Here is a 12738-nt window from a genome sequence, read left to right on the forward strand (position 1 = left end):
CGTGAATACCACAACAGAAAGGTCGAGCCGGATCACAGGATCCGGTACATGGACCCGGCCGAGCGTCAGTCGTTCGGCCCCGGGACCAGGACCTCGCGATTGCCATTGGACTGCACCGGGCTGACCAGCCCGGCGGCCTCCATGTCCTCGACCATGCGCGCGGCACGGTTGTAGCCGATCTTCAGGCGGCGCTGGATGAACGAGATCGAGGCCTTGCGCGTCTCGATCACGATCTGCACAGCCTGGTCGTAAAGCGGGTCGGTCTCCGCCTCGCCATCGCCCGGTGCCTCCAGCCCCGGGATCGCGGCGGCCCCGGCCTCCGGCTCGTCGAGGATCGCCTCGTTGTAGTTCGGCTCGCCGGTAGATTTCAGGTACTCCACCACCTGATGGACCTCGTTGTCGCCGACGAAGGCACCATGTACGCGCTCCGGCATCGCCTTGCCCGGCGGCAGGTAGAGCATGTCGCCGTGGCCCAGCAGGTGCTCGGCCCCCATCTGGTCGAGGATGGTGCGCGAGTCCACGCGCGAGGAGACCTGGAAGGCGATACGGCTGGGGATGTTCGCCTTGATCAGGCCGGTGATCACGTCCACCGACGGGCGCTGGGTGGCCAGGATCAGGTGGATACCGGCGGCGCGCGCCTTCTGCGCCAGGCGTGCGATCAGCTCCTCCACCTTCTTGCCCACCACCATCATCATGTCGGCGAACTCGTCGACCACGATCACGATGAACGGCAACGGCTCTAGCTCCGGCGCCTCGGTCTCGGTCAGCGCCTCCTCCGGCTTGAACAGTGGGTCCTTCAACGGCTCGCCGGCGGCCTCGGCATCGCGCACCTTCTTGTTGAAGCCGCCGATATTGCGCACGCCCATCGCCGACATCAGCTTGTAGCGCCGTTCCATCTCTGCCACCGCCCAGCGCAGGGCGTTGGAGGCATCCTTCATGTCGGTCACGACCTCGCACAGCAGGTGCGGGATGCCGTCGTACACCGACAGCTCCAGCATCTTCGGGTCGATCAGGATCAGGCGTACGTCGTCCGGCGTGGACTTGTACAACAGCGACAGCAGCATCGCGTTCACGCCGACCGATTTCCCGGAGCCGGTCGTCCCGGCCACCAGCAAATGCGGCATCTTCGCCAGATCCGCCATCACCGGGCCGCCACCGATGTCCTTGCCGAGCGCCATGGTCAGCGGCGACTTGTTCGAATCGAACAGATCCGAACGCAGGATCTCGGAGAGCGCCACGATCTCGCGGTTCTCGTTGGGGATCTCCAGGCCCACGGTGGACTTGCCCGGGATCACCTCGACGATGCGCACCGCCATCACCGACAGCGAGCGCGCCAGATCGGTGGACAGCCCGGAGATGCGCGAGGCCTTGACCCCGGCCGCCGGCTGCAGCTCGAAGCGCGTGATCACCGGGCCCGGCTGCACCGCGACCACCTCGACCTCCACGCCAAAGTCCTTCAGCTTCAGCTCGACCAGGCGCGAGAGTGCCTGCAGCGACTCCTCCGAGAAGCCATCCGGCGGGGGTGGCGCCTCGTCCAGCAGGGACAGCGGCGGACGCGGATCGGCCCCGGACCCTTCGGTGAACAGCGGGACCTGCTTTTCCTTCTGTACGCGCGGGCTGGGCGCGGGCGCCTCGATGCGCGGCTCCACGCGCGAGGGCGCGCGCTTCTCGGTGCGCTTGCGCTCCTTTTCCACCCGCGTCTCGCGCTCGGCCCGCTCGCGCGCGCCGATGCGGCGATCCCGGGCCGAATCCAGCTGAGCGCGAAGCCGCTCGAAGCCACGGATGGTCAACTGACCCAGCCGGTCCATCAGCAGGAACCAGGACAGGCCCGTGAACAGCGTCACCCCGGCCAGGAACAGCGCCAGCAGCACCAGCGTCGCCCCGACCAGGCTCAGCCCGGCCACGGCCCAGCCGGCAAACAAGTCTCCGAGGATGCCGCCCGCGTGCACCGGCATCCCGCCCGGGAGCAGGTGCAACGCGGCCAGCGCCGCGCCCGAGATCAGTGCCACAATCAGCGCGACCCCGCGCACGGTCAGTTCCATCGGGCTGGCGATCCGCGCCTCGCGGCGATGCCGGAACAGCCACCAGCCGATGCCGCCGACCGCCAGCGGAATCAGGTAGGCCAGATAGCCCAGCAGGTGAAACGCGATGTCCGCAAACCAGGCGCCGGTGGTGCCACCCAGGTTGCGCAGGCTCTCGCCATCGCCGGTGGTGGACCAGGCCGCATCGCCCGGGTGATAGCTCACCAGGGCGACCAGCAGATAAAGCGCCAGCATGCCGAAGATCAGCAGCGCACCCTCGCGCAGCCCGCGCAGCAACTGCCCGCTCAGGCTGGGTGCCGCAGCCGGCTCTGCCGTCTTCCTGCCCTTGCCCCCGGATTTGGCCTTGCTTGCGGCCATGCGCTCCCCATTGTGTTCGGCCCGCGACACGGGCATTGCGAATCATCGCGCAGTTTACCGATTAAGACGTCGTTCGTGGGGGCCGATCTCCCTCCCTGCGAAACGGGTCCGGATCGGCCGACCAGATCCAGCCCTCGCGGCCCGCCAGCGCCGCCTCATCCGCGGTCGGCGCGACTGCGTGTCCGGCCAGGAAATCGACCCCGGCCAGCACGCACAGCGCCGCATCCAGCGTATCGTCGGTGGCGACACTCAGGTCTGGCACGGGCCCCTCGAAGGCCTCGGGCAGCCGGGCCCGGACATCGACACGGGTATCCCAGCCACGGACCCTGCGCAGGGCGGCCGGATACACCTCGATCGCAGCTGAATCGGCAACCGGCCCAGCAACCCGGGGCAGCGGAAGCGCCCGTCCGCTCTGGTCGCGCAGCGCTTGCAGCAGATTGACCGCCGCCAGCGCAGTGCGCGCGATGAAGTTCGCCCCCACCTCCAGCGGGCGCTTGCCGAGGCGCTCCCGAATCACCCGGTCGGTATGGCGGTGGAACATCGCATCCGCGTCCGCCGTAATGCCCGCACCGGCCTGGTGCCCCGACAGTTCCCGCGCCAGGGCGCTGGGCCAGCCGAGCGGGGCATCCAGGCACAGCAGAACGGGTCCCGGCGTATCCATCCAGCCGGCCACGATCGCGGCCGCCGGCTCGCTCGGGTGCGCGCGGCGGGCTTCCTCCAGGCGCAAGTCGTCGCCGGACCAGCGGGCACAGGCCAGCCCGGTCTTGCGCGGCTGGGTGGCACAGTCGACGCCGATGATGCGGATGGGGTTGCTCACGGACACCGGCCCCAGACCGCGAACACCGGGTCGGCATAATCCAGGCGCCCGGCATAAGGGTCGTCCGGCGGGCGCGGCAGGCCGCGCAGCGAGAGCGTGGAAAGGTCGTCGAACCCTGCGCGCAGGAACAAATCGAGCACCAGCCCCATGCGCTCGAAGTCGTACAACTGCTCCCAGACCGCGATCGCCTTGGTCGGGAAGCAGCGATCGGAGAACGCCACCACGAACACCCCACCCGGGCGCAGAAGCTCGCGCACCGAGGCGAATACCGCTTGGGGGCGCGTCAGGTATTCCACCGAGGCGGTGCACACCACCGCATCGAAGCTCGCGGGCGGCAGCGGAATCGCCGGCTGCCGGTTCAGGTCGTGCACCAGGGCCTGATCCAGGGCCTCGTTGGCGGCCAGCTCCTCGTGGTTCATGCCCAGCCCGACAACCGCCTCGGGCCCTCGCAGCTGATCGAGGTGCGATGCCCAGCTGCTCATCAGGTCCAGCACCCGTGCACCCTGCGGGATCAGCGTGGCGTACAGCGCCGCGATCCGGGCACGGGCCGTGGCATCCAGGTGATGCACCATGCATGGCCCGGCGTAGAACTCGCGATCGGGCGCGGGATCCTCGCGCTCACAGGCCTCCCCAGACCAGAAGTCCGTCGGCCGCCCGTGCCACCGCGCCTGCATCCCCGGGCCGCGCGCCGTCAGCATCCGGGTAACAGCCACCGCCCGATCGTCTTCGCGTCCCTGCTCGTGAAACGCCATTACCCGAGCGCGCAGCTGCAGGTCGTCCATGCCCGCCAGCGGATGGTTCAGGTCCGCGACGAGCCGCGCGTCTTCCAGCTTGCCGATGCGGAACAGCTCGCGGTCGCCGGCCTCGATGCCGGCATGGCCGGCGATGAACGCACGCGGATAGAAACGCCCGGCCCGGGGTTCCACCACCCGATGCCGGCGCAGGCGGCGATTGAACGCCGCCGGCGGCAGTTCGACCTCCCCGGCCGGGTCCCACCCCGGGACCAAAGGTGCCCCCGGAACGTCTACTGCCTCGCCGACATCCACGCCGGCCAGCTGCGACCCGATGGCGCCCGGCCAGACGTCGTGCGCCGGCATCAGCCACGGCAGGAACAGGCACTCGCGATGCCGCACCTCGGCACTGCTCCAGTCCAGGGTAAAACCGACATCCAGCGCCGGGCGCGGCGTACCCATGGCCGTTGGCGCGCGTTCCGGGCAGGCAAAGGGGTCGTACATCCGTTGGTGTTTCCCTGTGGGCATTCCCGGTATGGTACGGCGAATCACCTTGAGGATATGCCCATGCCCCGTAGCGGTCGCGCTCTGTTGTACCTGATCGTTCTGACTGTGCTCGCGGGGCTGCTGGCTGCCCCTGCCGCGGCCCAGCCCCCCGGGGCCACGGCAGGCTCCGATCTCGGTGAGACGGAAACACTGCGGGTCGGCACCCGCTTCGTACCTCCCTTCGTGATCCCGCCGGACGATGCCGAGGGCCACCCCACCGGCATCGCGATCGAACTGTGGGAGCGGGTCGCGGAGCGCCTGGAGCTGGACTACGAGTACCGCGAGACCAGTCTCGAGGGGCTGATCGACGGGCTGGGGGACGGGCGTATCGATGTCTCGGTCGCCGCCCTGACCGCCACCTCGGACCGCGCCGAGCGGGTCGATTTCACTCACCCCTATTACACTACCGGGCTGTCCATCGCCGTGCCTCAGCAGGGCAACCCGGTGGCCGGGGCGCTGCGGGCCTTCATCTCCGTTCCCTTTCTGATGGTGGTACTGGCCCTGGCCGGACTGCTCCTGCTGGTGGGCGCGCTGCTGTGGCTGTTCGAGCGTCGGCGCAACGCCGACGAGTTCGGTGGCAACGCCGCCCAGGGGCTCGGCTCCGCGTTCTGGTGGGCCGCAGTCACCATGACCACGGTCGGCTATGGCGACAAGGCCCCGCGCACCCTGCCAGGACGCATGATCGCGCTGGTCTGGATGTTCGCCGCGCTGATCCTCGTGTCTACATTTACTGCCGCGATCGCGACCACGCTGACGGTCAGCTCGCTGGATACCGGCATCCAGAATGTCTCCGACCTGGAGGGTCAGCGTATCGCCACCATCGGCGGCTCCAGTGCTGCCGCCTGGCTGAACGATCAGGGCTTTGCCTACCGCGACCACCAGGACCTGACATCCGCCCTCACGGCGGTGGCCGAGGGGCGCGCCGATGCGATGGTCTACGACGCCCCGCTGCTGCGCTACCAGACGCGCGAACACTTCGCCGGCGAACTGGAGGTCCTGCCGGTGGAGTTCCTGCGCCAGGACTACGCCCTCGCCCTGCCCCAGGGCTCGCCCCTGCGCGCCCCGATGAACGTTGCCATACTGGAGATTCTGGAATCCGACGACTGGCAGCGCGTGCTGCGCCGCTATCTCGGCAACTGACCAGCCGGGCGGGGAGTAAAGACATCATGGCTGAAACATTTCTGGTGGCCATCGTCGATCAGGATCGCGAGGACCTGGCGCTGGCGATCGCGGCCGAGGAAGGCGGCGCGGACGGCACGGTGATGCACGGCGCGGGGCTCGGCTTTCCGGACCACATGACCTTTCTCGGCGTGACCTACCAGGGCCGGGAGTCGATCTGCATCTGGGAGCTGGACGAGGAACGCGCCGAGCGCATCGCCCGCCGCCTGAACCTGGAACTGGACCTGCTGCAGCCGTACAACGGCCTGGCCTTCACACTGGATGCCCAGGCCCTGGCGGGCATGCAGTTCGCGGGTACCCCCGCCCAACCCTAAGGAAACACTGATCAATGTACACGCTCGCGTTGGTACCCCAGGTTTTCCGAGACAAGGCGCGGTGCGCAGCCGGTAGTGGTTCTACCGGCAAGGGCCGCAACGCAGGATCGGGGAACCTGGGGTACCAACCCCAAGGGGCTCGGCCGCTTTTGCGCGCGCACCGCGTTGCGGCTCCCTTGTGCAGAATGACTGCACGGCAGTCACCGCGCCTTGTTCGCACGCAAAAGCGACTCGAGCGCGAGCGTGTACATTGATCAGTGTTTCCTAATCTTCTGCGCGAGGAACGCCATGCAATTCGTACTGCTCGCCGCCGTGGTCCCGCGCAACCGGGCCGACCGTGCCATCGAGACCGTGCGCCGCGAGGGCGCCGCCGGCCTGACGCTGCTGGAGGGCCAGGGCATTGCCCAGCTGCGCCGCACACCGATCATGGATCTGAAGGACTCCGCGGCCCGCAACGTGCTGCTAATGGTCCTGGAGGCCAGCCTCGCCGAACGGCTGCTGAAACGCCTGGACGAAGAACTCGCTTTGAGCGAGGTCGGCAACGGCTTCGCGTTCACCCTGCCGATCAAGGACATCGCCGGCATCAAGCCGGAGCAGATCGAGCACCTGCGCAAGACACTGGAGCAGGGCTCGCCTTAGGGAAACACCGATCACGAAGGCGCTTGCCGCTACTTGCCTCGGACTTCGCCACGGAATACTGTATTTATGAACAGTTATCCGTGGAGCACCCGCCGTGTCCCTGACCGCGCGCCAGCAGGCCATCCTCGACTACATCAGCGAGACCGTCGCCACCCAGGGCACGGCCCCAACGCGCAGCGAGATCGCCCGTGCATTTGGTTTCCGCTCGCCCTATGCGGCCGAATGCCACCTGAAGGCCCTGGAGAAAAAGGGCGCGATCGAACTGGTGGGCGGGGCCGCGCGCGGTATCCGCCTGGCCGGTACGCATGCGGCCCGACCGGCCGAACTACCTCTGGTCGGGCGCGTGGCCGCCGGCTCGCCGATCCTCGCCACCGAGCATATCGAACGCCACTACCGGATCGACGACAGCCTGTTCCGGGCCCGCCCGGACTACCTGCTGCGCGTGCATGGAGAAAGCATGCGCGACGCCGGCATCCTCGATGGCGACCTGCTGGCCGTCCGCCAGACCCCGGAGGCCCGCCCCGGCCAGATCGTCGTGGCCCGCATCGAGGACGAGGTGACGGTCAAGCGCTTCGAGCAGGACGGTGCCCGCGTGCGCCTGCTGCCGGAGAACCCCGACTTCGCCCCGATCGAGATCGACCTGGAGCGCCAGGAGCTGGCGATCGAGGGTATCGGGGTCGGCGTACTGCGCGATCTTGAAGCGCAGGGCTAAGCCCGTGCCCGGCATTGATGCCCTGCTCGATCATCCGGCGCTGTGGCGCGGGCGCAGCGCCGCCCCTGCCGCGAATGCCCCGGTCTGGCCGAGTGGTCACCCGGCGCTGGACCGGGCCCTCGGGGGCGGCTGGCCGCGCGGCCAGCTGATCGAACTCCTGGGCTCCCCCTTTGGCTGTGGCGAGACCCGTCTGCTGGTCCCCATGCTCGAGGCCTGCGGTCGCGAGGGGTACTGGATCGCACTGCTGGCGCCGCCCGCCACGCCCTGGCTGCCGGGCTGGCAGCCGCTTGGCATCCCGCCGGAACGGTTGCTGCTGATCCGCACCGAACACAACCGCGACACCCTCTGGGCCGGCGAACAATGCCTGCGCGACCCGGCCTTCGGGGTCCTGCTGGCCTGGCTGGGCGGCCCGGTGGAAACCGCGTTGTTGCGTCGGCTGCGCCTGGCCGCGGCCGAAAGCCAGGCCTGCGCCATCCTGTACCGCCCGCCGCGCGCCGCGGAGCAGCCCTCCCCGGCCCATCAGCGCCTGCGCTGGCAGCCCGCCACCGACGGCCTCGAACTGAACTGCCTGAAGGGCATCGGCGACTGGGCCCGTTCCGGCCAGGCCCTGCACATCCCGGTGCCCTGAGATGGGCCATCCGGAGCGACCACAAGCCGTCCCGCACCCGCGTGCCTCGCGCCCGGCCCGCGCATGGCACCAGGCAGCACTGATTCCGCCCTCGATTGCACCCTCGGAGCATCCAGCGGAGTCCGGCCCTGCCCCACGGGTCGAACCGCGCTCGGCAAACGAACAGTGGATGGCGGTCGAGCTGCCGCATCTGGCGCTGGAGACCCTGGCGCGCGCCGAGGCGGACCGTTCACGGCTGACCGAGCGCCCCCTGCTGGTGGTCGAGGCCGGCGCTGCGCCGCGCGTGCATGCCACCAACCGCGCAGCGCGGCGCGCCGGGGCCCGACCGGGCATGGCGCTGGCCGATGCCCTCGCCATCCTCGACACCCCGGAGCTCGTCGAGCACGACCCGCAGGCCCAGACCGCGCAGGTCAGCATGCTGGCCGGCGTACTGCTGCAGTTCTCCGATCACGTGCACCCGGAGCCGGAGACCCGGCGCATCCTGCTGGAGGTCGGCCGCAGCCGGCGCCTGTTCGGCGGGCTCGCCGCCCTGCGGGAACGGGTACGGGAGACCCTGAAGGGGCTGGGCTTCCACCCGCGCATCGGCGTGGCGCGCAGCCCGGCCGCCGCGCGCCTGCTCGCCACTCTGCGCAACCCCGCGATCCCCGAGGACGCCGAGGCCCTGCGCCGCACCCTGTCACCCGTCCCGCTGGAGGCCCTGCCACTGTCCGCCGCGACTCGGGAGGGCCTGCGGGCCATCGGCCTGCGCCGGCTCGGCGACCTGCTGCGGTTGGCGCGCCCCGAACTCGCGCGCCGTCACGGCCCGGAGTTGCTGGCACTGCTGGATCGGCTGCTGGGGCGGCGCACGGAGACCCTGCCGCGCTTTGACCCACCCCCGGAGCTGGACCTGTCGCTGCGCCTGGAACACGAGATTCACGCGACCGGGGCCCTGGCCTTCCCGCTCAAGCGCCTGCTGCGCCAGGCCGAGGCCCAGCTGCGCGGCCTGAACCGCAGCCTGCAGGGGATGACGCTGGAGCTGAAACACCGCGAGGCGCATTCACGTATTACCTCTACCCGAATAACGCTGGAGCGCGGCGATCCCGGTATCCGTGCGGAGGACTGGCTGCCCCTGTGGCAGACCCGGCTGGAACGCGAGGTCCTGCCCGCCCCGGTCATCGGCCTGCGCCTGCGGGCCACGCGGCTGCTCGACCCGCCCGCGCAGGGCGCCAGCCTGCTGGCCGAGACTCCGGGCCACCCGCCGCCGGATGCACAGTTACCGGCCGTGCTGGCCCGCCTGAGTGCCCGCCTGGGCGAGCAGGCAATCGTCCGGCTGACCGCCAGCGGCATCCCGCGCCCCGAGGCCGCCCAGGGCGCGCAACACGATCTCGACGCGGCGGCCTCGCCTCCGCCGCCGACACCCGCGCAAATGATTTGCGGCACGGCGCTGTGGCTACAGGACCCGCAACCGATCCCGCCCCCACTGCAGGCGCACAGGCTGGGTCGACTGGAGGATGGCTGGTGGGACCGCGGGCAGGATGTGCGCCGCGATTACGCGGTCACGCGCGACCGGCAGGGGCGCAGGCTGTGGCTGTACCGCTGCCTGCGCAGCGGCCAGTGGTTCCGGCAGGGGTACTGGGGGTGACCCGTCAGACGCGGTAGTACTCGCGATACCACTCAACAAAGCGGGCGATACCGTCTTCCACCGCGGTCGCGGGGGCATAGCCCACGTCCTCGCGCAGGGCCTCGACGTCGGCGTAGGTGTCCGGCACATCGCCCGGCTGCAGGGGCAGGAGGTTTTTCTCGGCCTTCTTGCCCAGGCAGTCTTCCAGCACCTCGATGTAGCGCATCAGCTCCACCGGCTCGTGGTTGCCGATGTTGTACAGCCGGTAGGGGGCCGCACTCGTCGCCGAGTCGGGCTCGGCGCCGGTCCAGTCGAGGTTGGGCTGCGCCGGACGATCCAGCGTGCGGATCACGCCCTCGACGATGTCGTCGATGTAGGTGAAGTCGCGGCGGTGGTGGCCGTAGTTGAAGACGTCGATCGGCTCGCCCGCCAGGATCTTCTTCGTGAACAGGAACAGCGCCATGTCCGGCCGGCCCCAGGGGCCGTAGACGGTAAAGAAGCGCAGGCCCGTCACCGGGAGCTGGTACAGATGCGCATAGGTATGCGCCATCAGCTCGTTGGCCTTCTTGCTCGCGGCGTAGAGGCTCAGCGGGTGGTCGACGTTGTCGTGTACCGAGAACGGCATCGTGGTGTTGGCGCCGTAGACGGAGCTGGAGCTGGCGTAGACCAGGTGCTCCACGCCGTTGTGCCGGCAGCCCTCCAGGATGTTGCCGAACCCGACCAGGTTGGTGTCGACATAGGCCGCCGGGTTCTCCAGCGAGTAGCGCACCCCGGCCTGGGCCGCCAGGTTGACCACCCGCTCCGGGCGATGCTCGCGAAACACCCGCTCCATCGCCGCGCGGTCGGCGATGTCCTCGCGGACCTCGGTATAGCTCGGGTGGTCCTGCGTGCGCGCCAGGCGTGCCTCTTTCAGCGAGACATCGTAGTAGTCGTTGAGGTTGTCGACGCCGATGACCTCGTCGCCCCGCTCCAGCAGGCGCAGGGAGAGGGCGCTGCCAATAAAACCGGCGCTGCCGGTGACCAGGATTCTCATGGACGGATCATGTGCCTTATGCCGATGTCAAGCCGATGGGGCCGGGGCAACCCACCGTAGGAGGCCAGCCCTCTGGCCGATGGGGGCCGGGCCTGGCTCCCCATCGCTCAGGGGGCTGAGCTCCTACAGCGAGAGACGGGCTGAACATATGCTAGCCCCGATCGTCGGGCAGGGTGATATTCAACTCCAGCACCTCGCAGTCGCCCTCACGGTCGACGTTCATCTGCACGGCGTCGTCGTTGACCTTCACGTACTTGCGGATCACCTGCAAGAGCTCCTGCTGCATCGCGGGCAGATAATCCGGCCCGCCCCGGGCCGCACGTTCGCGCGCCACGATGATCTGCAGGCGTTCCTTGGCAACACTGGCGCTTTTCTGCCGCGGCTGGCGGAAGTAGTCGAAGATGCCCATGGTCAGCCCCCGAACAGGCGTCCGAAGAAGCCCTTCTTCGGTACATCGACAAAGCGAAGCGGGCGCTCCTCGCCCAGGAAGCGATCCACTGCATCCTGGTAGGCCTGACCGGCGTCGGATTCCTCGTCCAGCACCACGGGCTGGCCGGCATTCGAGGCGTTCAGCACGGCCTGCGACTCGGGGATCACACCCAGCAGGTCGATGGCCAGGATCTCGCCCACGTCCTCGATACTGAGCATCTCGCCGCGCGCGGCGCGCTCCGCGGCATAGCGGGTCAGTAACAGACGCCCCTGGATCGGCTCGCCGCCCTGTTCCACCTGCCGGGTCTTGCTGGCGAGGATGCCGAGGATGCGGTCGGAGTCACGCACCGAGGAGACTTCGGGGTTGGTGACCACGATGGCCTCGTCAGCAAAGTAGGCCGCCATCAGCGCGCCCCGCTCGATACCGGCCGGGCTGTCGCAGATGATGTACTCGAAGTCCTCGGACAGCTCGTTCAGCACGCGTTCCACGCCTTCCTGGCTCAGGGCATCCTTGTCGCGCGTCTGCGAGGCCGGGAGGATGTACAGGTTGTCCGCGCGCTTGTCGCGGATCAGCGCCTGTTTCAGGTTGGCGTCGCCATTGATCACGTTGACGAAGTCGTACACCACACGGCGCTCGCAGCCCATGATCAGGTCCAGGTTGCGCAGACCGACGTCGAAATCGATCACGGCCGTCTTGTGGCCGCGCAGGGCCAGACCGGTGGCGATCGCGGCAGAGGTGGTGGTCTTGCCGACCCCGCCCTTGCCCGAGGTAATCACTACGATGCGTGCCATGGTGGCTGCTTCTCCTTGGTCGTCGTGCGAGGGCATGTGCAAGGCCGAGCGGCCCCACGCCGCTCGCTCAGATTTCAGCGATCTTGAGGCTTTCGCCCGCGAGTGTCACCAGCCGGTTCTCGCCGCGCTCGGACTCGGCGATATCCTCGGCCACCCGGTAATGTCCCGCGATAGACAAAAGCTCTGCATCCAGTCGCCGGCAGAAGATCCGAGCCGTCTCCAGGCCCCGCACGCCGGCGAGTGCCCGCCCGCGCAGAGGACCCAGCACATGGATGTGGCCATCCGCGAGCAGTTCAGCACCGGCGGACACCGCCCCGGTCACCAGCAGGTCGCCGCCGCGGGCGTAGATCTGCTGCCCGGAACGGACAGGACGATCCACCACACGGGTCGCGCTGTGGACCGCGGGGGCGGCCTCGGCCAACCTGTCCGCGGATTTCTTGCCCTTCTTGCTCGGCGCCGGCTCCGGCGGCTCGCCTTCATCCAGGGGCACCTCGCCACTGGGCGCGCCACCGCGGCCACCCAGTTGCAGCACGGGCAACACATCGAATAGCTCGGAATAGCTCTGCAGACGCTCGGCGACCTCGCCGGCATGCAGGCCGATCAGCTTGAAGCCCTCGGCGCGCACCTGCTCGATGGTCGCCTGCAGGTCGCTCTCGGGGGCCTCGGCCACCGGCTCGAGGTCCAGCACGATGGGCATGTCGCGCATCAGATCCGGGGCCTGTTCCCGGTGTGCGATCAGCTGCTCGCCGAGCTGCCGGGGGTCGGTCTGGAACACCCGCAGCACCGACACCAGCATCATGCGCCCTTTCAGTTCAATGGTCTGGACGGGACTCGGCGTAGCGCTCATGCGTGCGTAGGGCCCTGCTGTGAGATCGGCGATCGGGAAACTCGGCCTCCAACGCGCGTCGGAAGACCGGAA

At 69.0% G+C, this 12738-nt stretch carries 13 protein-coding genes; 6 read left to right on the forward strand and 7 right to left on the reverse strand.

The features are described 5' to 3' along the window. Nucleotides 1–65 precede the first annotated feature (65 nt). Genes F467_RS0111035 through F467_RS0111045 form a run of 3 tightly spaced genes read right to left on the reverse strand, consistent with a single transcriptional unit; the run spans nucleotide 66 to nucleotide 4451 of the window. Nucleotides 66–2435 carry a DNA translocase FtsK gene (locus F467_RS0111035; protein ID WP_018138360.1) on the reverse strand — a complete coding sequence of 790 codons (2370 nt, stop codon included), beginning with the start codon at nucleotides 2433–2435 and terminating at the stop codon, nucleotides 66–68. A gap of 25 nt (nucleotides 2436–2460) precedes the next feature. Further along, nucleotides 2461–3216: a DUF429 domain-containing protein gene (locus F467_RS0111040; protein WP_020404934.1), complete on the reverse strand. Its 756-nt coding sequence runs from the start codon at nucleotides 3214–3216 to the stop codon at nucleotides 2461–2463. Then, on the reverse strand, nucleotides 3213–4451 hold the full coding sequence (locus F467_RS0111045; RefSeq protein ID WP_018138358.1) for a methyltransferase domain-containing protein: 1239 nt from the start codon (nucleotides 4449–4451) through the stop codon (nucleotides 3213–3215). The genes F467_RS0111040 and F467_RS0111045 overlap by 4 nt, the downstream gene beginning before the upstream one ends. Nucleotides 4452–4514: 63 nt before the next feature. On the opposite strand from F467_RS0111045, the gene F467_RS0111050 reads away from it, so the two are divergent. The 6 genes from F467_RS0111050 to F467_RS0111075 all read left to right on the forward strand — a co-directional run bounded on the left by F467_RS0111050 (nucleotide 4515) and on the right by F467_RS0111075 (nucleotide 9586). Further along, on the forward strand, nucleotides 4515–5633 hold the full coding sequence (locus F467_RS0111050) for a transporter substrate-binding domain-containing protein (RefSeq protein ID WP_018138357.1): 1119 nt from the start codon (nucleotides 4515–4517) through the stop codon (nucleotides 5631–5633). Nucleotides 5634–5659: 26 nt separating this feature from the next. Then, on the forward strand, nucleotides 5660–5986 hold the full coding sequence (locus F467_RS0111055) for a hypothetical protein (protein ID WP_018138356.1): 327 nt from the start codon (nucleotides 5660–5662) through the stop codon (nucleotides 5984–5986). Nucleotides 5987–6274: 288 nt separating this feature from the next. Continuing rightward, nucleotides 6275–6625, forward strand: coding sequence for a hypothetical protein (locus tag F467_RS0111060; protein WP_018137560.1), 351 nt, complete (start codon nucleotides 6275–6277; stop codon nucleotides 6623–6625). A gap of 94 nt (nucleotides 6626–6719) precedes the next feature. Continuing rightward, on the forward strand, nucleotides 6720–7337 hold the full coding sequence (gene lexA, locus F467_RS0111065) for a transcriptional repressor LexA (RefSeq protein WP_018137559.1): 618 nt from the start codon (nucleotides 6720–6722) through the stop codon (nucleotides 7335–7337). A 4-nt stretch (nucleotides 7338–7341) separates the two neighbouring features. Continuing rightward, entirely contained in the window at nucleotides 7342–7965 is a 624-nt protein-coding gene (imuA, locus tag F467_RS0111070; RefSeq protein ID WP_018137558.1) for a translesion DNA synthesis-associated protein ImuA, read from the forward strand. 169 nt (nucleotides 7966–8134) lie between these two features. After that, nucleotides 8135–9586 (forward strand): DNA polymerase Y family protein, encoded by a 1452-nt coding sequence (locus F467_RS0111075; protein WP_018137557.1) that lies wholly within the window; start codon nucleotides 8135–8137, stop codon nucleotides 9584–9586. A gap of 4 nt (nucleotides 9587–9590) precedes the next feature. On the opposite strand, the gene F467_RS0111080 is transcribed toward F467_RS0111075, so the two are convergent. The 4 genes from F467_RS0111080 to minC all read right to left on the reverse strand — a co-directional run bounded on the left by F467_RS0111080 (nucleotide 9591) and on the right by minC (nucleotide 12666). After that, nucleotides 9591–10598 (reverse strand): NAD-dependent epimerase, encoded by a 1008-nt coding sequence (locus F467_RS0111080; protein WP_018875325.1) that lies wholly within the window; start codon nucleotides 10596–10598, stop codon nucleotides 9591–9593. A gap of 151 nt (nucleotides 10599–10749) precedes the next feature. Then, on the reverse strand, nucleotides 10750–11007 hold the full coding sequence (gene minE / locus F467_RS0111085) for a cell division topological specificity factor MinE (RefSeq protein ID WP_018137595.1): 258 nt from the start codon (nucleotides 11005–11007) through the stop codon (nucleotides 10750–10752). 2 nt (nucleotides 11008–11009) lie between these two features. Next, entirely contained in the window at nucleotides 11010–11819 is an 810-nt protein-coding gene (minD, locus tag F467_RS0111090; RefSeq protein WP_018137596.1) for a septum site-determining protein MinD, read from the reverse strand. Nucleotides 11820–11886: 67 nt separating this feature from the next. Further along, nucleotides 11887–12666 (reverse strand): septum site-determining protein MinC, encoded by a 780-nt coding sequence (gene minC, locus F467_RS0111095; RefSeq protein WP_051068161.1) that lies wholly within the window; start codon nucleotides 12664–12666, stop codon nucleotides 11887–11889. Nucleotides 12667–12738 lie beyond the last annotated feature (72 nt).

It is taken from the genome of Thioalkalivibrio sp. ALJ12 (genome assembly GCF_000378305.1).
Taxonomy (GTDB): Bacteria; Pseudomonadota; Gammaproteobacteria; order Ectothiorhodospirales; family Ectothiorhodospiraceae; genus Thioalkalivibrio.